At 73.0% G+C, this 18,233-nt stretch carries 21 protein-coding genes and 1 other RNA gene; 13 read left to right on the top strand and 9 right to left on the bottom strand.

Annotated features, from left to right (window positions below):
* Positions 1–167 precede the first annotated feature (167 nt).
* Genes PZC42_RS18570 through PZC42_RS18560 form a run of 3 tightly spaced genes read right to left on the bottom strand, consistent with a single transcriptional unit; the run spans position 168 to position 3,322 of the window.
* Positions 168–1,082, bottom strand: a complete 915-nt coding sequence (locus PZC42_RS18570) for a phosphotransferase enzyme family protein (protein WP_277213224.1) — start codon at positions 1,080–1,082, stop codon at positions 168–170.
* Complete coding sequence (locus tag PZC42_RS18565) at positions 1,079–1,555, bottom strand: SRPBCC family protein (RefSeq protein WP_368860279.1); 477 nt, start codon at positions 1,553–1,555, stop codon at positions 1,079–1,081. The genes PZC42_RS18570 and PZC42_RS18565 overlap by 4 nt, the downstream gene beginning before the upstream one ends.
* Before the next feature lie 45 nt (positions 1,556–1,600).
* Complete coding sequence (locus PZC42_RS18560) at positions 1,601–3,322, bottom strand: serine/threonine-protein kinase (RefSeq protein WP_277213222.1); 1,722 nt, start codon at positions 3,320–3,322, stop codon at positions 1,601–1,603.
* Positions 3,323–3,496: 174 nt separating this feature from the next.
* Between PZC42_RS18560 and PZC42_RS18555 the strand changes: the two genes are divergently transcribed.
* A complete protein-coding gene (locus PZC42_RS18555) occupies positions 3,497–3,943 on the top strand; it encodes a GNAT family N-acetyltransferase (RefSeq protein ID WP_277213221.1) in 447 nt (148 codons plus the stop codon).
* Here the strand turns inward: PZC42_RS18555 and PZC42_RS18550 are convergent.
* Together PZC42_RS18550 and PZC42_RS18545 are read right to left on the bottom strand one after the other, a co-directional pair.
* Positions 3,933–5,159 carry a DUF418 domain-containing protein gene (locus PZC42_RS18550; protein ID WP_277213219.1) on the bottom strand — a complete coding sequence of 409 codons (1,227 nt, stop codon included), beginning with the start codon at positions 5,157–5,159 and terminating at the stop codon, positions 3,933–3,935. The genes PZC42_RS18555 and PZC42_RS18550 overlap by 11 nt on opposite strands.
* Entirely contained in the window at positions 5,156–5,869 is a 714-nt protein-coding gene (locus tag PZC42_RS18545; protein ID WP_277213217.1) for an NAD(P)-dependent oxidoreductase, read from the bottom strand. Before PZC42_RS18545 ends, PZC42_RS18550 begins: the two co-directional genes overlap by 4 nt.
* A gap of 78 nt (positions 5,870–5,947) precedes the next feature.
* On the opposite strand from PZC42_RS18545, the gene PZC42_RS18540 reads away from it, so the two are divergent.
* The 8 genes from PZC42_RS18540 (at position 5,948) to PZC42_RS18505 (ending at position 12,990) form a co-directional block, all read left to right on the top strand.
* Positions 5,948–6,625: a TetR/AcrR family transcriptional regulator C-terminal domain-containing protein gene (locus PZC42_RS18540; RefSeq protein ID WP_277213215.1), complete on the top strand. Its 678-nt coding sequence runs from the start codon at positions 5,948–5,950 to the stop codon at positions 6,623–6,625.
* Positions 6,626–6,632: 7 nt separating this feature from the next.
* The gene (locus tag PZC42_RS18535) at positions 6,633–7,040 is read left to right on the top strand and encodes a phosphotransferase (protein WP_277213213.1); all 408 of its coding nucleotides are present in this window, start codon (positions 6,633–6,635) and stop codon (positions 7,038–7,040) included.
* On the top strand, positions 7,037–7,282 hold the full coding sequence (locus PZC42_RS18530; protein WP_277213211.1) for a hypothetical protein: 246 nt from the start codon (positions 7,037–7,039) through the stop codon (positions 7,280–7,282). Before PZC42_RS18535 ends, PZC42_RS18530 begins: the two co-directional genes overlap by 4 nt.
* 63 nt (positions 7,283–7,345) lie before the next feature.
* Complete coding sequence (locus PZC42_RS18525) at positions 7,346–9,133, top strand: bifunctional 3'-5' exonuclease/DNA polymerase (protein ID WP_277213210.1); 1,788 nt, start codon at positions 7,346–7,348, stop codon at positions 9,131–9,133.
* Positions 9,134–9,208: 75 nt separating this feature from the next.
* Positions 9,209–10,624: a sugar porter family MFS transporter gene (locus tag PZC42_RS18520; RefSeq protein ID WP_277213208.1), complete on the top strand. Its 1,416-nt coding sequence runs from the start codon at positions 9,209–9,211 to the stop codon at positions 10,622–10,624.
* A gap of 43 nt (positions 10,625–10,667) precedes the next feature.
* Positions 10,668–11,534 carry a Nif3-like dinuclear metal center hexameric protein gene (locus tag PZC42_RS18515; RefSeq protein WP_277213206.1) on the top strand — a complete coding sequence of 289 codons (867 nt, stop codon included), beginning with the start codon at positions 10,668–10,670 and terminating at the stop codon, positions 11,532–11,534.
* 35 nt (positions 11,535–11,569) lie between these two features.
* The gene (locus PZC42_RS18510; RefSeq protein ID WP_277213204.1) at positions 11,570–12,307 is read left to right on the top strand and encodes a zinc ribbon domain-containing protein; all 738 of its coding nucleotides are present in this window, start codon (positions 11,570–11,572) and stop codon (positions 12,305–12,307) included.
* Positions 12,307–12,990 (top strand): histidine phosphatase family protein, encoded by a 684-nt coding sequence (locus PZC42_RS18505; RefSeq protein ID WP_277213203.1) that lies wholly within the window; start codon positions 12,307–12,309, stop codon positions 12,988–12,990. The genes PZC42_RS18510 and PZC42_RS18505 overlap by 1 nt, the downstream gene beginning before the upstream one ends.
* Before the next feature lie 19 nt (positions 12,991–13,009).
* Here PZC42_RS18505 and PZC42_RS18500 read toward each other — a convergent pair whose 3' ends face one another.
* Positions 13,010–13,843, bottom strand: a complete 834-nt coding sequence (locus PZC42_RS18500; protein WP_277213201.1) for a YaaA family protein — start codon at positions 13,841–13,843, stop codon at positions 13,010–13,012.
* A 28-nt stretch (positions 13,844–13,871) separates the two neighbouring features.
* On the opposite strand from PZC42_RS18500, the gene PZC42_RS18495 reads away from it, so the two are divergent.
* Complete coding sequence (locus PZC42_RS18495) at positions 13,872–14,339, top strand: nucleoside deaminase (protein WP_277213199.1); 468 nt, start codon at positions 13,872–13,874, stop codon at positions 14,337–14,339.
* A 19-nt stretch (positions 14,340–14,358) separates the two neighbouring features.
* On the opposite strand, the gene PZC42_RS18490 is transcribed toward PZC42_RS18495, so the two are convergent.
* The 3 genes from PZC42_RS18490 to PZC42_RS18480 are packed head-to-tail and all read right to left on the bottom strand — an operon-like array spanning position 14,359 to position 16,408.
* Positions 14,359–14,958, bottom strand: coding sequence for a transcriptional regulator (locus PZC42_RS18490; RefSeq protein WP_277213197.1), 600 nt, complete (start codon positions 14,956–14,958; stop codon positions 14,359–14,361).
* Positions 14,955–16,025: a PEP/pyruvate-binding domain-containing protein gene (locus PZC42_RS18485; RefSeq protein WP_277213195.1), complete on the bottom strand. Its 1,071-nt coding sequence runs from the start codon at positions 16,023–16,025 to the stop codon at positions 14,955–14,957. Before PZC42_RS18485 ends, PZC42_RS18490 begins: the two co-directional genes overlap by 4 nt.
* Positions 16,022–16,408 (bottom strand): hypothetical protein, encoded by a 387-nt coding sequence (locus tag PZC42_RS18480; protein ID WP_277213193.1) that lies wholly within the window; start codon positions 16,406–16,408, stop codon positions 16,022–16,024. The genes PZC42_RS18485 and PZC42_RS18480 overlap by 4 nt, the downstream gene beginning before the upstream one ends.
* Positions 16,409–16,524: 116 nt before the next feature.
* On the opposite strand from PZC42_RS18480, the gene PZC42_RS18475 reads away from it, so the two are divergent.
* From PZC42_RS18475 to rnpB, 3 genes are all read left to right on the top strand, one after another.
* Entirely contained in the window at positions 16,525–16,908 is a 384-nt protein-coding gene (locus PZC42_RS18475) for a tautomerase family protein (protein ID WP_277213191.1), read from the top strand.
* A gap of 20 nt (positions 16,909–16,928) precedes the next feature.
* The gene (locus PZC42_RS18470; RefSeq protein WP_277213189.1) at positions 16,929–17,603 is read left to right on the top strand and encodes a hypothetical protein; all 675 of its coding nucleotides are present in this window, start codon (positions 16,929–16,931) and stop codon (positions 17,601–17,603) included.
* Positions 17,604–17,624: 21 nt separating this feature from the next.
* Positions 17,625–18,029, top strand: an RNA gene (gene rnpB / locus PZC42_RS18465) — RNase P RNA component class A.
* The last annotated feature ends 204 nt before the right edge of the window (positions 18,030–18,233 follow it).

Below are 18,233 nucleotides of genomic sequence, written 5' to 3'. Positions count from 1 at the left end.
CCGACGACGACCCCACCCACCCAGGTGTCGCCCATCGTCCTCACCTCCCTCTGGAGTCAGCACACCATGGCACGACGGCATGCCGCAGTTGCCAAAGGCCTGCCACACAGCGACGAAGGTCCCTGACCGGACATCCCGGACCTGCCCGCGTGGGTGGGTCCGGGTCGTCAGGTGAGCGCGCCCACGTTGCGCAGGTAGGCGATCCAGCTGGTGCACTCGTCCACGTGCGTCAGACCGATGGCGGGTGCGGCCCACATGATGAAGGCGGCGGCGTCGACCATTCCCGCCAGGTCGAAGGCAACCGGCAGCAGCTCGCGCTCGGCCTCGGACAGGGACCTCGTCTGCTCGTACCCCGCGACGACGGCGTCGGCGAGGGCGCGCGGCAGGCGCCGGTCGGGGTGGTCGACGGCGAGGTAGTGGAAGACGCGCGCCAGGTCGATGACGAGCGGACCGCGGTTCAGCTCGTCGAAGTCCAGCACGGCAGTCACCTTCCCCTCCGCGACGAGGAGGTTCTGGCGGTGGAGGTCGTGGTGCAGCGGGCCGGAGGGCAGCTCGTCCAAGCGCTTCAGCTCTTCGCCGCAGGCTTCGAGGAAGTCCCGGACGCGATCGTGCCAGTCGTCGACGCCGTCGAGCTCGGGCCGGGACGCCAGGCCCTGGTGGAGGAGGCCGAGGCGGTCGATCACCGGGATCCGCTCGTCGGTCCAGTCGGCCGTGAGCAGGTGCATCTGGGCCAGCAGCTCACCGACCTGCTCTGCCAACGGTGCGGTCATCTCGGTCGGGACGTCGCCGGGCACCCAAGGGAAGACGGCGATCGGGCGGTCGGCCTCGACCACCAGCTCGCCTGAGGCCGTCCGCAGCGGTGCCGGTGTGGGATACCCGTTCTCGCCGAGGAACGCGACCAGCCGTAGCTCGGCGCGGATCTTGTCGATGCCCGACATCCGGTACTCCCGCAGCACCATGTCGCCCTGGGCGGTCGCGATGCGGAAGTTGCCGTTGTCCTCGCCGCCTTCGAGCAGCTTCGGCTCACCGGTCGGGCGCAGACCGTACTCGGCCAGGATCGTGGGGACGTCGACCTGGTTCATCGTCTCCGTCCTTCTGGTCCGTCGGCGTCGCGGGAGACGAGCGCGACGAGATGCGTGTTCCTCGTCCGGATGAGTCGGCGCAGGTAGGGCACCAGCACCAGCCGCTCGGCGACGCGACCGAGCACGGGTGCCGCGATCGTGATCCGGTCGGTCATCCGTGTCGTGCCTGCCGCCTCGGTGAACTCGTGCTCGTGGACGAAGCTCCGAAACGGACCGCGGACCTGCTCGTCGACGAACCGGTGAGGTCGTTCCAGCGCGGTGATGAGCGACGTCATGCGGAACCAGATGCCGACGTGCCGTGCTCGCCAGGTGACGGTCTCGCCGAGACTGATCCGGCCCTGGGTCACGCCGCCGACGGCCCGTTCGCGCGACGCCGCCATCGAGTCGACGTGCGCGTCGATGCTCAACGAGGCGTCGAAGAGCGCCTCGGGCGGGCACGGGCACTCGGTGATGACCTCGAAAGTCGTCGGCACGTTCGCCATGGTCGCACGTGCCCGGGAGGTGCTACGGGCGCCTCGTCAGGGTGCGGGGTCGGTCTCGCCGTCCGCCGTGTCGCTGCCGCCCGCCGAGCCGTCACCGGGGTCCGGGTCCGACGGCGGGTTCGGGTCCTCGGGCGGTGTCGGGTCCGGGTCCGAGGGCGGGTCCGGGTCGCTGGTCGGCGTCGGGTCCGAGGTCGGGGTGGGGTCGCTGGTCGGCGTCGGGGTCGGATCCTCGGTCGAGTCGTCCGTGGGCGACGCAGTAGGTGTCGAGTCGGGCGAGGGAGCCGCAGACGGCGTCGGCGTCGGCGTCGGTGTCGACCGGGCGGTCGGCGCGGACGGCGGCGCTGGGGCCGCCGTCGGACGCGTCTCCGACGGCGTGGGCGACGGAGACGGTGACGGGCTGTGCGTGACCGGTGCGACCGGCACGCTGCCGTCGGTATCGCGCGACGCCCAGAACGCGGCGGCTGCGACAGCGGCCGCCACGACGATCGCGAGGACGGCGACCAAGATCCACCTGCGGCCGGGACGAGCCTCGTGCCCCGTCTCCTCCGAGGGCACCGCCGCGGTGTCCTCGGACGCCGCCGGAGCCGGCACGCCCTCGGGTGGTGTGGCCGGTGTGTCCACGGCTCCGAGCTGGCGCGTGCGCTGGAGCTCGGCCTCGTCACCCGCAGCGGCCGCCGCTGACGCTGCCGCCGCTGCGCCCGCCGCTCCGACGACTGCCGTCCGGTGGGGATCCTCCGCAGCGATCTGACCCAGTGTCATCGTCGCGTCCGAGCCCGTCGCGCCGGTGCTGTCCGGCACCACACCCGTGCCCAGCAGTGCCGCCGTCGCCGCGCGCATCGCGTCGGCGGAGGCGAACCGGCGGCCGGGATCCTTGGCCATCGCCTGTGCCACGTACCGGTCCACCGCGACCGGGATCGCGGCCCGCCGGGCCGATGGTGCCGGCACGGGGGCCCCGACGTGGGCGCGCAGCACGTCGTCGGGACGGGCGCGCTCGAACGGCGCGTGCCCGGTGAGGGCGAAGTAGGTCAGCGCCCCGACCGCGTACAGGTCGCTGCGTGCGTCGAGCGGCCGGCCCTGGGCCTGCTCGGGCGACATGCCCACCACTGAACCGGCCACGAGCTCGCCGTCGCCGTCACCACCCTCGGGGGCGGCGAGGCCGAGGTCGAGCAGCCCGACCACCAGCCCGTCGCCGTCGTGCCGGTCGACCACGACGTTGCGGGGACTCACGTCGCGGTGCACCAGGCCGGCGGCATGTACGGCCGCCAGCGCGTCGAGCAGCCCGTCCACCAGGGCGAGTGCCTCCCGCCACGGCAGGCCGTCGCCGGCCGCCAGCTCGGAGAGAGGTGCGCCGGGAAGGCGGCGGGTCAGGACCCAGGGCACGTTCGCACCCGCGACCTCGTCCTCTCCGGTGTCGAGGACCTTCACCACGCCCGGGTGGTCCACCTGGTCCGACGCTGCGATCTCGCGGGCCAGCGCGGCGCGCGCGACCTCGTCGTCGACCAGGTGCGGGTGGAGGACCTTGACGAGGAGCGCCGGTTCGGGTTCGGAACCGTGGGCCGGTCCGTCACCGGCGTCACCGGCGTCACCGGCGTCACCGGCTTCGCCGCCGTCGCGATCGGCAGCGGCGCCGTCCGGTACACGTGCGGCCTCGTAGACGGTGTAGGTGCCGCCCGTGCCGAGAATCTCCCCCAGGACGTACTTGCCCCCGAGCGCCACCTGCCCGTCCGCCGGCTCCCCGGTCGGTCCTGTCGGTGTCATGCCGCTCACGGCCGGCGGGGCGGAGCGTCGACGAAGGTGCCCGCGCACCGTGGCACGGCTGGTCCGGTCATCTCAGTCATCTCAGTCATCAGCCACCACAGGATATGCGGTGGGCGACACGACGTGCGCGACCCGGCGCCGACGATTGTCAGAGGCGCGGGCTACGTTCTGGCCATGGACCTGCGCATCGAGCCGCTCACACGCGACAACCTCGACGACGTCCTGCGCCTGCCTCCGCAGGCTGGTGACGACGAGCCGGTGGCACCCACGGCGTGGTCGGTGGCCGAGGCGTACGTGCAGCCGACGGCGTGGCCCCGGGCGATCATCGCGGACGGCACCGTGACCGGGTTCGTCATGGCCAACTGGAGCCCCGAGGAGTCGGAACCTGCCTTTCGCGCCGGCATCTGGCGGATGAACGTCGCCGAGGACGCACGCCGCCGGGGCATCGGCAGGTTCGCCGTCGAGCAGGTGGCTGCCGAGGCCCGTCGTCGGGGCGTGGACAGGATCACGGTCCTGTGGGACGCGGGCCATCCCCGGAGCCCGGAGGGCTTCTACCTCCGCTGCGGCTTCCTGCCGATCGGTGAGCTGTTCGGTCAGCGTCTCGGAGAGCTCATCGTGTGAGGCGGCTGACCGGTGTCGCGGAGGTCTCCGTGCCCCGGTAGGAGAGCGCGCGCAGTGCCCGCTCCGCCGGGCCGCGCCGACCGGTCCGGGCGAGTCCGACGGCGACGGCGACCGTCACCAGCCATGCCGCCACCGCGACGAGGGCCGCCTGCCACTGATCCAGGACGCCGCCGAGACCGAGGCCCCAGGCGCACAGCAGCGGTGCGAAGATCACGGACTGCAGCAGGTAGCTGGTCAGGGACCGTTGGCCCACCGCGGTGAGGGCCGCGGTGAACCCGCGCGGGGCGCTGCCGGCGGGGACGCGCAGGGCCAGCAGCGCGAACAGGGCCGCGTACCCGAGTGCCGCGAAGAGGCCGGTGACCAGGTGCAGCACCACCGGGGACCACTCGGGCGCGTCCCAGGTGCCGAGGTGCACCAGCAGCGACGGCACCGCGCCGGCCCAGCCCACCGCGATGCCGACGACGGCGGTGCGCCTCAGCGCCCGGCGGTACGCTCCGGGCTCCTCCAGGATCCGTGCCCGTGCGCAGGCGATGCCGAGGAGCGCCGCCACGGGCACGACGAGCCCGACGATGCTCTGCATGAGCGTGAGGGGCAGCCAGAACGCGAGACGAGGCAGGATCGAGGCGGCGTAGGGGGTGACGCCCGCGAGGTCGGGGTTGGCGTCGCCGGTGACCTCGGTGAGCTCCGCCGGGAGCGCGGCGCCCAGCGCGAGGCTGCCGAGGGCGACGAGGAACAGGACGCCGGTGAGCACACCGGCCCAGACGAGCAGCGTCCGGGTGGTGCGGCCGAGGAAGAGCCAGACCACGAGGAGCCCGACCAGCCCGTAGGCGCCCAGCACGTCGCCGAACCAGAGCAACGCCGCGTGGAGCGCACCGAAGACGATCAGCAACAGGTGACGTCGTTGCAGCACGCGCCGCACAGCCCGGTCGTCGAGCCCCGCTGCGCGCTGCCGTGCGAACGACTGCCAGATGCCGTACCCGAAGAGGAACGCGAACAGCGGGTAGCTGCGCCCGTCGACGGCGACGATCGCCACTGACTGCCAGGCGGCGTCGAGCGCCGTCGAGGGCTCGCGGTGCGCGCTGGTCAGGGAGGTCTGCGTCCCGTAGAGGAACCAGGGGACGTTCGCCAGCGCGATGAGCAGGAGCATCAGCCCGCGCGCGAGGTCGGGGGCGACGGCGCGGACGCGGGGCGGTCGGGCGAGGTCGGGCGTGGTCATCGTGCTCCTTCGGGCTGCTGTCGGTGGGCGGTCGCGCTGGGGGAGAGGCGCCCGACGATGGCAGGCTCCTGGTGGACGAGGCTGTCGTCGTCGAGCGCGGCGACCATGAACAGCGCGAAGTCCACGCGGCGCGTGAGGTTGCTCTCCAGGATGGGATCTCCGACGTGACGGCTCCACACCGGGAGGCCCTGGCTCGGGCCCTCCTCGAGGTCGCTGCCGCGTACCACGGTCCACCGTCGGTCGCTGGTGAAGATGCGCCGGCACGCCTCGACCTGGTCGTCGATCTCGACGGCGCGCACGGCCTTCGCCAGCCAGGTCACCAGGCGCACCGTGGCCAGGAACCGCCGGGAGTACCGGTCCTGGCCGTCGCGGGTGATGTGCCAGCCGCAGGAGAACACGAGCCGCGCGTGGGGCTCGGCGTGATCGAGCACGGCCTGCGCCGTGCCGGAGGAGTACTGCTGCACGCCCCACGGTGCGAGCACCGTCAGCACGCCGTCGCAGCCGGCGACGGCCTGCCGGACCACCTCGGGGTCGTTCGTGGGGCCGGGCACGATCGAGATCCGGTCGGCGAACCGGTCGAGCTTGGGGGCGCTGCGTTCGCGGCAGACGCCTACGACCTCGTGGCCCCGATCCAGGGCGTGCTGGACCATGTACTGCCCGAGCTTGCCGGAGGCCCCGATGATGCAGACCTTCTTCGTCGTCCTGCTCATGAGAGCTCCCTGTCGCTCGACGGCTTACGTTGTAAGTACCGTAGGCTTACAGTGTAAGCAGCGTCAAGGGGGATCGTGATGGCAGCTCTCGGCAAGGTCGACGCACCAGGCTCGCGGCGCGAGCCGCTCGATCGTGCGCGGGTGGTCGGCGCGGCGGTGGCCCTGGCGGACGACAAGGGCGTCACCGGCGTCACCATGCGCGCCGTCGCCGGCAGCCTGGGCGTCGAGGCGATGTCGCTGTACAACCACGTCCGGGGCCGCGACGACCTCCTGGACGGGATGGTCGACGCCGTCTTCGCCGAGATCGAGCTGCCGACCGGGGAGGCGGACTGGCAGGACGCGATGCGCCGACGTGCCGACTCGGCGCGGGCGGTGCTCCGGCGCCACCCCTGGGCGGTCGGTCTCCTGGACTCCCGCAGCGCCCCCGGGCAGGCCACCCTGCGCCACCACGACGCCGTCCTCGGCGCGCTGCGCGCCGGAGGGTTCTCCGTCGCCGGCGCGGCGCGGGCCTTCTCCGTCATCGACAGCTACCTCTACGGGTTCGTGCTGCAAGAGGTGAGCCTGCCGTTCCGCAGCAGCGCGGAGCTCAACGAGGTCGCCGGAGGCATCCTCAGCGGTCTGGACGCCGACCAGTACCCGCACCTCGTGGAAGTCACCACCGAGCACGCCCTGCAGCCCGGGTACGACTACGCCGACGAGTTCGACGTCGGCATCTCGCTGATCCTCGGGGCTCTGCAGCCGGACGACCTGCCATGATGCGGGCATGGAGCTCCTCGCCTCGGGTCGTGGCGCGGACGTCTTCGCCCTCGACGTCGGACGCGTGCTGCGCCGCTACCGCGACGGACGCTCCGCCCTCCGGGAGGCCGAGACCCTCCGTACCGTCGTGGCCGTCGGGTTCCCCGCACCGGCGGTGCATGCCACGGACGGCCCCGACATCGTGATGGACCGTGTCGACGGACCCACGCTCGGTGCGGCGCTCCTCGACGGCACGATGCCGGTCGACGAGGCGGGAGCGACACTCGCCCGGCTGCACCGGGCGCTGTACGCGATCGAGGTGGACGGCGGCACGCTGGTCCACCTCGACCTCCACCCGCTCAACGTGATCCTCGCCCCTGCCGGGCCGGTCGCGATCGACTGGACCGACGCCCGGCCGGGCTCGACATCGCGATGACCGCGCTGATCTGTGCGCAGGTCGCGCTCCGGCCGCAGATGTCCGACCTCCCCGCCGACCTGCTTCCCGTGGTGGGCGCCAAGATGTCCGGCCTGCTGCGGGCCTACGCCTCGCACGTCGCGCCGTCGTACACGGACCACCTCGCGGCCGCAGCTGCGCTGCGTCGCGCCAACCCGACGCTGTCGCCCTCGGAGACCGCCCTCGTCGACGATGCGGTCGTGGTGGCGGCCTCCGCGGCCTGACGGACGCCCGGGCGTTCGCACCATCGGCGGTGCCTTGTCGGTAGCGCCGGGCAGGATGAGCCCGTGCACGTCGTCCTCGCCCGGGAGCCCGCGGGCACCGTCCGTCTGGTCCGCGTCGCCGACGACGGCGGCACACCGGACGACGCCGGTGCGTCCGGCCCGCAGGTGGTCGCGCCGGACGACCTTCCCGCCGTCGTGCAGGACGTCGAGGCGTCGTCCGCCGCGCCGCCGCGCTGGACGTGGGAGGACACCAACCGGTGGTACCCGGCGCTGCTCACGGCGGGGGTGCGCGTCGAGCGCGGCCACGACCTGCGCCTCGCGCGCCGCATCCTACGCAGCTCGGTCCTCGCCGCCGGCTCCGCCCTCGCCACGGGCGCCCCGGACGACTGGGACGCGATGACGCCCACCCCGCCCGGCGGCGCGCCGGCCACCAGCGCGCTGCGCCGTCCGCAGGAGGAGTCGCTCTTCGACCTCGGGACCGCGCCGCGGCCCCGCGCCGGTGGCGGTGCAGCCGCACCGTCGTCGGACGCACCACCTGACCCGCTCGTCGAGCTGGGGGCACAGACGGCCGCCGTCGCCGGCTCCACCGGCCCGGGACGGCTGCGACTGCTGCTCGCGGCCGAGTCCGCCGGGGCGCTCGCCGCGGCCGAGATGCACCACGCCGGGCTGCCGTGGCGCACCGACGTCCACGACGCGATCCTCACCGAGGTGCTCGGCCCCCGGCCGGTCGAGGGACGACGCCCCGAGAAGCTCGAGGCGCTCGCGGTGCGGATCCGCGCCGCCCTGGACGCACCCGCCACGCTCAACCCGGACTCCCACCCCGACCTGCTGCGGGCCATGGAGTACGCAGGTGTGGGCGCACGGAGCCTGCGCAAGTGGGAGCTGGAGAAGATCGACCACCCCGTCGTGGCGCCGCTGCTGGAGTACAAGAACCTCTACCGGTTGTACACGGCCAACGGCTGGTCGTGGCTGGAGCACTGGGTGCGCGACGGCCGGTTCCGGACCGACTACGTCGTCGGCGGCGTCGTGACCGGGCGCTGGTCGTCCAGCGGTGGGGGAGCGCTGCAGCTACCCCGGTCCGTGCGACGGTCCGTCCAGGCCGACCCGGGGTGGGTGCTCGTCGTCGCGGACGCGGCCCAGCTCGAGCCGCGCGTGCTCGCGGGCCTGGCCGCCGACGAGACGATGGCCGCCGCCGGCGCCGGCGGCGACCTGTACGCCGGGATCGTCGCCACCGGTGCTGTGCCGACCCGTGAGCTCGCCAAGGTGGGGATGCTCGGCGCGATGTACGGCGGTACCACGGGCGCCAGTGGTCAGGTCCTGCCGAGGCTGTCCCGCGCCTTCCCGCGTGCGATGGGGCTCGTCGAGGACGCCGCGCGCACGGGGGAGCGCGGTGGCGTCGTGAGCACCTGGCTCGGACGCACCTCGCCACCGCCCGGACAGGCCTGGGACGCCGCCCAGTCGGGGGCCCTCGGCGACGGGGCCGCCCCCGACGCCGCCACCCTGGCCCGCTCGTCGGCCCGCTCGTGGGGCAGGTTCACCCGCAACTTCGTGGTCCAGGGCACCGCCGCCGAGTGGGCGCTGTGCTGGATCGCCTCGATCCGCCGGAGGCTGTGGGACCTGCCGGCGGCCGCCGATGCGAACAGCGGACCCGCACCGTTCGCCGACCGGGCGCACCTGGTGTTCTTCCTGCACGACGAGGTCGTGGTGCACGCCCCGGCGGCGCTCGCGGAGGAGGTCGCGCACCAGGTGCGCGAGGCCGCCGTGGAGGCGGGGCGGCTGCTGTTCGGTGACTTCCCGGTGTCGTTCCCCCTCACGGTCGCGGCGGTCGACTCGTACGCCGACGCCAAGTGAGAGCACCGATGGCGCGGTCCGGGCCACAGGCCTAGTCTGACGAAACCTTGGCGACGGCGGCAGGAGGGGCACGTCATGTCCGGAACGGTCCACACCCACGAGCAGGGGTTTCACGCGGCGAGGGTGATCCAGCTAGCGGTCGCCGCCGCGCTCGGCGGATTTCTCTTCGGATTCGACACGGCGGTGATCAACGGTGCGGTGACCCCCATGCAGGCCGAGTTCGGCATGGGGCCCGGCATCACCGGGTTCGTCGTCTCCTCGGCGCTGCTGGGCTGCATGGCCGGCGCCTACTTCGCCGGCCGGCTCGCCGATCGCATCGGCCGGGTCCGGGTCATGGTCATCGCGTCGGGGTTGTTCACGCTCTCCGCGATCGGGTCGACCTTCGCGATCGGTCCGGGCGACATGATCGCCTGGCGCGTCATCGGCGGCCTCGGTGTCGGGGCCGCGTCGGTCATCGCCCCGGCCTACATCGCCGAGATCTCGCCCGCGCATGTCCGTGGCCGGCTCGGCTCCCTGCAGCAGCTGGCGATCGTCACTGGCATCTTCGTGGCCCTGCTGTCCGACTACGCGATCGCCGCGGCGGCCGGCGGCGCCTCCAACGAGCTGTGGTTCGGCCTGGCCGCGTGGCGGTGGATGTTCTTCGCCGAGGTGGTGCCCGCCGTCGTCTACGGTGCGCTGGCACTGACGATCCCGGAATCACCACGCTTCCTCGTCCACCAGGGTCGTGAGGAGGAGGCGCGCACGGTGCTGAGCAGCGTCCTGACCGAAGGCGTCGAGACCCGCATCGCCGAGATCCGCCGGACGATCATCCGCGACCGGGCGACGTCCCTGCGGGACCTGCTGAAGCCGACCGGGGGACTGCTACCGATCGTCTGGATCGGTATCGCGCTGAGCGTCTTCCAGCAGTTCGTCGGGATCAACGTCATCTTCTACTACTCCTCGACGCTCTGGCAGGCGGTCGGGTTCTCCGAGGAGGACGCGCTGCAGCAGACCGTCATCACGTCGATCACGAACATCGTGGTGACCGTCGTGGCCATCCTGCTCATCGACAAGATCGGCCGACGACGGCTGCTCACGATCGGGTCGGCGGGCATGTTCGTCGCGCTGGGCGTCATGACGGTGGTCTTCAGCCAGGCGCCTCTCGTGGCCAACGCCGAGGGCGAGCTCGAGCCCGTGCTCCAGGGGGCGGCCGGGCCGATCGCCCTGGTCGCCGCCAACCTCTTCGTCGTCTTCTTCGGGATGTCGTGGGGCCCGGCCGTCTGGGTGCTGCTGGGTGAGATGTTCAACAACAAGATCCGCGGCACGGCGCTCGGCATCGCCGCCGCCGCGCAGTGGCTGGCCAACTTCGCGATCTCCAGCTCCTTCCCGACCATGGCCGACGTCGGGCTCTGGTTCGCGTACGGCTTCTACACGCTGGCGGCACTCGCCTCGCTGTTCTTCGTGCTCAGGTTCGTCCCGGAGACCCGGAACAAGGAGCTCGAGGACATGTAGCGCGTCGTCCGTCGGTCGCGCGCGCGTCGGTATCGTCGGGCGCATGAACGCACCCACGCTGGCCGACGTCGTCACCGTCCTGGAGGACCTCTACCCGCCGTCGACGGCGGAGGGGTGGGACGCCGTCGGGCTGGTGGCCGGCGACCCGCACCGACCGGTACGCAAGGTGCTGTTCGCCGTCGACCCCGTGGACGCCGTGGTGGACGAGGCGGTCGAGTGGGGTGCCGACCTGCTGGTGACGCACCACCCGTTGTTCCTCAAGCCCGTCACGTCCGTGGCCGCCACGACCTTCAAGGGTGCCGTGGTGCACCGCCTGCTCGCTGCGGGGTGCGGTCTGCACGTGGCGCACACCAACGCCGACTCCGCGCCGCGCGGGGTCGCCGACGCCCTCGCGGACCTGGTCGGGATCACCGACCGCCGCCCGCTCGTGGCCCGCGTCGACGACGCCGAGCGTGGCATCGGTCGCGTCGGGCCGCTCGACCGGCCGACGACGCTGGGCGAGTTCGCCCGCCGGGTCGCCGACGTGCTGCCCGCCACTGCCCAGGGGGTGCGCGTGGCCGGCGACCTCGACACGGAGGTGACCACCGCTGCCGTCGTCGGTGGCTCCGGCGACTCGCTGTTCGACGCGGTGCGCGCGGCCGCCGTCGACGTCTACGTCACGGCCGACCTGCGCCATCACCCGGCGTCCGAGCTGCGTGAACGCGCCGCCTTCGAGTCCGGGCGCGACACACCAGGCGGCGCGGGGCGCCCGTTCCTCGTGGACGTCGCCCACTTCGCCTCCGAGTGGCCCTGGCTGGCCTATGCCGCCGCCGATCTCGGCGACCGTCTGGGAGACGGTACGGTGACCACCAGAGTGAGCACCTTGGTGACGGACCCGTGGACGACCCGGGTCGCGAGCACGGGTCGCTGACCGTCATCTGAAGAGTTGCACGAGAGGACCCATCCATGGCTACCGCACCCGTCGAGGACCAGCGTCGCCTGCTCGAGGTCCAGGCCCTCGACACCAAGCTCCAGCAGCTCGCGCACCAGCGCCGCAACCACCCCACCCTCGCCACGATCGCCGAGCTGGACGGGCGCATGCGCGACCTGCACGGCTCGCTGGTCGACTCCCGCACCGCCGTCGCGGACCTCGAGCGCGAGGTCACCAAGGCCGAGGGCGACGTCGAGCAGGTCCGCAACCGGGTGACCCGCGACCAGCAGCGCCTCGACGCGGGCGCGCTCAACGCGAAGGACGCGACGGCCGTCATGAGCGAGCTCGAGTCGCTGGCCCGTCGCCAGAACGTCCTCGAGGACGCCGAGCTCGAGCTCATGGAACGGCTCGAGGCGCACCAGGAGGCCCTGGCCAAGGTCGAGGCCGCCCACGGCGACCTCGTCTCCGCCCACGACAAGGCCGCCGCTGAGCGCGACGCGGCCTTCGCCGAGATCGACGGCGCGGCACGGGCCGTGACCGCCGAGCGCGCGTCCGTCGCCGAGGGCCTCGACGCCGGCCTCGTGACCCTCTACGACCGGCTGCGCTCGCAGCTCGGCGGGCTGGGCGCGGCCGCGCTGAACGGCAACCGCTGCGAGGGCTGCCGCCTCGAGCTGAACCCGGGCGACCTGGCCGCCGCGAAGAACGCCCCGCCCGAGCAGGTCGTCCGGTGCGAGGAGTGCGGCCGGATCCTCGTGCGGGTCACCACGGCCTGATGTCGCGCCCGGCTCCCGGCGCGCTCGCCCGGTACGACGGCGCGGTGCCGACCACCGTGGTGCTGGTGCGCCACGGGGTGACGGCGCTGACCGAGATCGGCGCCCTCTCCGGTGGTGACGTGCCCGGGCCGTCCCTGACGACGGCGGGACAGCGGCAGGCGGCGCAGGCGGCGGACGCCGTCTTCCGGGTCGGCAAGGACCTCTGGCCCGACGTCGCCCGCCCCGGTGCGGTGCTCGCCTCGCCCATGGTGCGCGCCCAGGAGACCGCGGCAGCCGTCGGGCGGCGGCTCGGTGCCCGTGTCGGCACCGACGACCGGCTCGCCGAGATCCGGTTCGGCGCGTGGGAGGGCCTGGTCCCCGAGCAGGTGCAGGAACGCTGGCCGGGCGGGCTCCTGCGCTGGGTGACGGAGGGTACCTTCGCGCCTCCCGGTGGCGAGTCGTACGCGGACCTGGCCACCCGGGTGCAGCCCGCCCTGGACGACGTCGCCGCGCAGGGCGAGGGGAGCACGTCCGTGGTCGTCGCGCACGCCGCGGTGGTGCGAACCCTGGTGGGCCTGGCGCTGGACGCCCCGCCGAGCTCCTGGGCCCGCGTACGCATCCCGCCGTGCTCGCTGTCCGTGCTGCGCATCTGGCCCGACGGCGCCCGCGAGGTCACCGCCGTCGGCTTCCCCGCGGCGGAGTGACCGCGGCGGTACCGGGAGCTCAGGCGATGACGAGCTCGAGGGTGCGTGCGCCGCGACGCGACGCGGGAGCGCTGAGTGTCGCCTCGATCATGCGGTAGCTCAGCCCGGTGCCGACCTCGGTGCCGATGATCTCGCCGTCGAGCTCGCGGGCGGCGGCGAGCAGCTCGTCTGCCGACGACGGAGGGTCTCCCGCGCGGCGCAGCAGGTGGCCGGTGAGCACCCCGCGGGTGTGCTTGGCGTTGTGCGAGACCACCGCGCGCCTGCCGTCGGTGTCGCGCACGACCCGGACGGTGACCCACTCGGCGGCGCGCTCGCCCTCTGTCGGGGGCTTCCACGCGGCCAGGTAGGCGGCCGAACGGCAGTCGACGACGACGTCACCCGACGCGCGCTCGGCCAGCGCGTCCGCGAGGTGCGCGCGCCACGCCGTGGCGAGCCTGCCGATCCCCGGCAGGTCGACGCCCATTGACAGGCGGTAGGCCGGGATGCGGTCCGTCGGCGCCACCGCGCCCCACAGACCCGAGAAGATGCGGACCGAGTCCGCGGCGAGGGCTGCCGGCGGGCCGGTCAGGTCGCCCAGGCCCGCCGCGGCGTAGAGGACGCCGGTGTAGACCTGCGTCGCCGGAGCGGCCGGAGCGGTGCGCAGCGACGTGTTGCGGGCGACCTCGTCGGCCAGGCTCGCACCGACCTTGAGGATCTCGGTGGCGTCGGGTCGTACGCTCACCGTGGCCAGGGCGTCCAGCACGGTCTCGCGCTGTGGGCTGAGCCCCGGCGCGGTGAGGGCCGTGAGGTCGACCGGGGCGCCGCCGTCGGGCGCGGGCGTCTTGCCCTCGGAGGGCGGCAGGCAGATCAGCACCCGGACACCCTATGGGAGCATCGGGACCATGACGTCCGACGAGCGGTGGCTCACCCGCGCGGTCCAGCTCGCGGTGGCCGGCGTGCCGGCGGGCGACGGCCCGTTCGGGGCGATCGTGGTGCGTGACGGCGAGGTCGTGGGGGAGGGGACCAACCGCGTCACGGTGGACCTCGACCCGAGCGCGCACGCCGAGGTGGTGGCGATCCGAGCCGCCTGCCGGACGCTCGACGCTTACTGGCTGCGCGGCGCCGTGCTGTACAGCTCGTGCGAGCCGTGCCCGATGTGCCTGGCCACCGCCCTGTGGGCGCGCCTCGACCGCGTCGTCTTCGCGGCCGACCGCCACGACGCCGCCGCCGCCGGGTTCGACGACCGCGACTTCCACGAGGTGCTGGCGGGCCGGGCTCCCGCCCCCGTGCCGATCGAGCAGGTGCCGGTTGGCTCCGCGCAGGCGCCGTTCGATGCCTGGCGAGCCCACGGCGGCCGGATCAACTACTGACCCCGTCGTGCCCGAGGCGTCATCGGGACAGCCCGAGGGTCGCGATGAGGTCCTCGTGCAGCTCGAACCAGACACGGTGGCACGAGTCCCGGTCGGCCGCTGTGATCCATGCCGTGTCGTCCCGCGCCGCCTCCAGCGCTTCGGCGAACCGGCCGTGGTACCCGGCGAACCGCTCGAGGTGTGCGACCAGGCGTTCCTCCAGCCCCACCAACGCCGCCGCAGGTCCTTCGAGGGCGGCGAGCGTGGCAAGGGCGGTCACGGGTTCGGCGCGGACCCCGAGCTCGGTGAGCTGCCACGCGGTGCAGGCCGCGGAGACCTCGTCGTTGAGCGGAAGGAAGTCCCGGTGGACCTCCTCGACGGCGGTGCGGGCGCCGGCATCGTCGAGCTCCGCGGCGAGCAGACTCTCACTGTGCCGTGCGCCCCTGGTCGTGGGTGACCACCCGCCGTCGCCGTCGAACTCCGACCAGCCGACCCGGCCGGACGCCTGTGCGTCGAGCAGGTTCTCGTGTACCTCTGCCTCCGGCAGGCCGAGGCGTTCGGCGACGCAGGCCGTGTCCGCATAGCCGAGGAGGCGGACCGCGTGCGGCACGAGGACCTCGATCGGGGTGCCGCGAGTCATGGGAGCACCGCCGTCAGGTCCTCGTGGACGGTGCCGCGCGACCCGTCCACGGACACCGTGCGACCGTCGGTGAGCATCGACGTCGCCCGCGGCGCGGCTACCACGGCAGGGATGCCGAACTCGCGAGCCACGATCGCTGCGTGCGCCAGCGCTCCGCCGACCTCGGTGACGACGGCGGCCGCGCGGGCGAGGAGCGGGGTCCACGCGGGGGAGGTGGTCCGGCAGACGAGGACCTCTCCCGGGCGGAACGTTCCGAAGTCGTCGAACCCGTGGACGACACGTGCCGGTCCGGTCGCGGTCCCCGGGCTCGCCGCGGTCCCGGCCACCAGCAGGTCGCCGCTCTCGGGAGGGGCCCAGGCTGTATCGCCGGGGTGTGTCGTGATCGGCCGTGCCTGCAGCACCCAGGCGGTGTCGCCGGCGATCGCCCACTCCACGTCTTGCGGGTCACCGAGCACCGCCTCGACCCGCCGTGCGAGCCCGGCGAGCGCACGCGCCTGCGGCTCGGTCAGCACGGGGTCGACGCTGCGAGCGGCGACCGTGTCTCCGTCCACCACCCAGGAGGCGGGGGTGCGGTTCCCGTCGACCAGTGCGTTGCCGAGACCCTGGACGGCCTCGATCACCACCTGGTCCTCGCCGGTGACGGGGTGGCGGGTGAACGCCACCCCCGCGGCGTCTGCTCGTACCAGTGCTTGGACGAGCACGGGTACCTGCTGGTCGACCGCGCGCCCGGTGCGCGCGGCATAGGCGGTGGCGCGGCGCGACGCGGCCGACGCCGTCGTGTGCTGGATCGCCGTGAGCACCTCGGTGGGACCGCGAGCGCCGAGCGTCGTGCGCAGCTGCCCGGCGAAGGAGGCCGCGCCTCCGTCCTCGCCGCGGGCGGAGGACCGGACGGCGACCGGGATGTCACCGAGCCGAGCCAGCGCGCGGGCGAGATCGTCCTGCCAGCCGTCGCGCAGGTCACGGACGACGAACCCGTCCGGCACGTGGAACCCGGCGTGGAGGAGCCGTCCGAGGTGGTGCGCCTTGGCCCCGCAGAACGTGTCGGCGTCGGCGAGCCAGGTGATCATCGGTCACGCACGACGCGGTGGGACCGGGCCAGCACGCGGTCGAGACGTTGCTGCGCAGCCTGCGCGGAGCCGAGCCCCAGCGCAGACGCGATCCCTTGCCAGGTCATGCCGGAGCCGCGGGCCGCGAACAGCAGGCCGGCCTCGAGCTGGTCGAGCTCGGCACGCGCGGAGGAGAGCAGCCCCAGCCCTGCGGCGACGACGGACGGGTCTGTCGCCGCAGGGTCGCGAGCCGCCCACGTCGCGAACCGCACGAGGTCCAGGTCCGACGGCGGTTGGTCCGGACCTTGCCAGGGGCGACGCGTGAGAGCGCTCGCGCCGGCGCCGTCAAGGGTGCCGCGGGCCTGATCGAGGCTGGCGGCGCTGTCGTGGTCCGCTGAGGTCATTGACTCAACCGACCACATCAACGATGCGTTGTCAACGAACTGTTGATATCTCGTGTCGGAGTGCGGCGACCAGGTCGACTGCTGACGGCTCGGTCGCCCGCCCGTACTGTGTCGGGATGGCGCAGGTGAAGATCTACGGCAACAGGTCGGTGTGGGGCGAGCGGCGCACGGAGGTGTCCGACGCCGTGCACGCGGCCGTGGTGGCGTCGTGGCAGCTTCCCGAGGACAAGCGGTTCCACCGCTTCGTGCTGCTGGACGACGGCGACCTCGTCGCCCCGCGCTCGCCCGCGTACCTCGTGGTCGAGATCCTCTGCTTCACCGGCCGCACGGTAGCGGCCAAGAAGGCGCTGGTCCGCGCGATGTACGACGACGTCGCCCCTGCGCTGGGGCTCGACGCCGACGATCTCGAGATCGTCATCGTGGAGAGCCCGCGCGAGAACTGGGGCATCCGAGGGCGCAGCGCGGACGAGCTGGCGCTCAACTACCGGGTGGAGGTCTGAGCAGGGCTAAGGTGCCGCCCATGGACTCCGTCGTCGTCGGCCCTCGCCCATCGTTGCTGACGAGGGTTGAGCCCTGGCTCTCCTCGCGCCTGCCGGACGCACCCCCGCATGCAGTCGTCATCATCGGTGCCGGTGCCACGGACGCAGAACGTGATGCGGCTCGCGAACGCGTTCTCGCCGCGGCTTCCGCCGCCGACCGGTTGCAGCGGAGACACGCCGTCGCTCAGCTCGTGATGCTGGTCCTGGCGTTGGGGTTCTTTGCCGTGACCACAGGCGTGCTCCCGATGACCGACGAGGTCATCCCGCTGGCCCTCGTCGTGCTGGTCCCGCTGTTCTTCCTTGTGGTGGTGGTGGATCTCAGGCGGATACGTCAGATCCGCCGGCATCTGAACGTCCCGCATACCCTCGCCGAAGAGGTGGCCGCGGTGCGGCTTATAGCGCTGACGGGGATGGGCAGCCCGCCCGGGGACGTGAGGGTGAAGGAACTTGTCGACGTGCTCCGGACACGGTCGCCGCATGACCAGGCGCGGGTCGCGTCCATGCTGTGGGACTACTCCGCCGCTCTCGAGGCGGAGGCGGCGTCGTGGCAGTCACCGGAGGCATCCGAGGCCGCGCTCCAGGAGTCCCGCGCAGCAGCAGCACGGATCGAGGCCGAGTTCTCGGTGTACCAGACGGCGTCGGATCAGCTCCGCTGAGGGGTATCCTTGCCGGGCGGACGAGTCGGTCGGACGGTCGCGTCGTCGCTGCTCCTCGGAGCGGCGACGCCGAGGAACGTCCGGGCTCCGAAGGGCAAGGTGGTGGCTAACAGCCACCCGGGGTGACCCGCGGGACAGTGCCACAGAAAACAGACCGCCCGCACGCCTCGGCGTGCGGGTAAGGGTGAAACGGTGGTGTAAGAGACCACCAGCGTGCCCGGTGACGGGTGCGGCTCGGTAAACCCCACCTGGAGCAAGGTCAGACAGACTGTGATGGAGGGCGGCCCGCCCGATTCTCTGGTGAGAAGCACAGTCGGGTAGACCGCTGGAGGCCTGCGGCAACGCAGGTCCTAGATGGATGACCGTCGCCCGCGCGGGGGCAACTCGGCGCGGGAACAGAACCCGGCGTACAGACCGGCTCGTCCGCCCTTCAACCCGCAAGGAAGCCCCGGCCAGAGGCGCCCGGGACACACGTGGCACACATGATGGTGCAACGCGATGGCCTCGGGCCACAGTTGGTGTTAGCGCTCACACCCTGCCGCCGCACTGCCTGCACGTGCAGGGGACGACGTCGGGTGGAGCGAAACTGCCCGGTGTGCCAGGCGTTCGACACTCGCCACGGGCAACTGT

The sequence above is a fragment of the Isoptericola croceus genome (assembly GCF_029382255.1).
Taxonomy (GTDB): Bacteria; Actinomycetota; Actinomycetes; order Actinomycetales; family Cellulomonadaceae; genus Isoptericola; species Isoptericola croceus.
Note: the sequence above shows the minus strand (reverse complement) of the source record. Positions and strands in the feature narration are given on the sequence as shown.

What these genes read in the sequence shown, in the direction of transcription:
- PZC42_RS18570 (WP_277213224.1), bottom strand. Translation starts at nt 1,082, where the DNA reads ATGAACCAGGTCGACGTCCCCACGATCCTGGCCGAGTACGGTCTGCGC.
- PZC42_RS18560 (WP_277213222.1), bottom strand. Translation starts at nt 3,322, where the DNA reads ATGACACCGACAGGACCGACCGGGGAGCCGGCGGACGGGCAGGTGGCG.
- PZC42_RS18555 (WP_277213221.1), top strand. Translation starts at nt 3,497, where the DNA reads ATGGACCTGCGCATCGAGCCGCTCACACGCGACAACCTCGACGACGTC.
- PZC42_RS18550 (WP_277213219.1), bottom strand. Translation starts at nt 5,159, where the DNA reads ATGACCACGCCCGACCTCGCCCGACCGCCCCGCGTCCGCGCCGTCGCC.
- PZC42_RS18545 (WP_277213217.1), bottom strand. Translation starts at nt 5,869, where the DNA reads ATGAGCAGGACGACGAAGAAGGTCTGCATCATCGGGGCCTCCGGCAAG.
- PZC42_RS18540 (WP_277213215.1), top strand. Translation starts at nt 5,948, where the DNA reads ATGGCAGCTCTCGGCAAGGTCGACGCACCAGGCTCGCGGCGCGAGCCG.
- PZC42_RS18535 (WP_277213213.1), top strand. Translation starts at nt 6,633, where the DNA reads ATGGAGCTCCTCGCCTCGGGTCGTGGCGCGGACGTCTTCGCCCTCGAC.
- PZC42_RS18530 (WP_277213211.1), top strand. Translation starts at nt 7,037, where the DNA reads ATGACCGCGCTGATCTGTGCGCAGGTCGCGCTCCGGCCGCAGATGTCC.
- PZC42_RS18520 (WP_277213208.1), top strand. Translation starts at nt 9,209, where the DNA reads ATGTCCGGAACGGTCCACACCCACGAGCAGGGGTTTCACGCGGCGAGG.
- PZC42_RS18515 (WP_277213206.1), top strand. Translation starts at nt 10,668, where the DNA reads ATGAACGCACCCACGCTGGCCGACGTCGTCACCGTCCTGGAGGACCTC.
- PZC42_RS18510 (WP_277213204.1), top strand. Translation starts at nt 11,570, where the DNA reads ATGGCTACCGCACCCGTCGAGGACCAGCGTCGCCTGCTCGAGGTCCAG.
- PZC42_RS18505 (WP_277213203.1), top strand. Translation starts at nt 12,307, where the DNA reads ATGTCGCGCCCGGCTCCCGGCGCGCTCGCCCGGTACGACGGCGCGGTG.
- PZC42_RS18495 (WP_277213199.1), top strand. Translation starts at nt 13,872, where the DNA reads ATGACGTCCGACGAGCGGTGGCTCACCCGCGCGGTCCAGCTCGCGGTG.
- PZC42_RS18490 (WP_277213197.1), bottom strand. Translation starts at nt 14,958, where the DNA reads ATGACTCGCGGCACCCCGATCGAGGTCCTCGTGCCGCACGCGGTCCGC.
- PZC42_RS18485 (WP_277213195.1), bottom strand. Translation starts at nt 16,025, where the DNA reads ATGATCACCTGGCTCGCCGACGCCGACACGTTCTGCGGGGCCAAGGCG.
- PZC42_RS18480 (WP_277213193.1), bottom strand. Translation starts at nt 16,408, where the DNA reads ATGACCTCAGCGGACCACGACAGCGCCGCCAGCCTCGATCAGGCCCGC.
- PZC42_RS18475 (WP_277213191.1), top strand. Translation starts at nt 16,525, where the DNA reads ATGGCGCAGGTGAAGATCTACGGCAACAGGTCGGTGTGGGGCGAGCGG.
- PZC42_RS18470 (WP_277213189.1), top strand. Translation starts at nt 16,929, where the DNA reads ATGGACTCCGTCGTCGTCGGCCCTCGCCCATCGTTGCTGACGAGGGTT.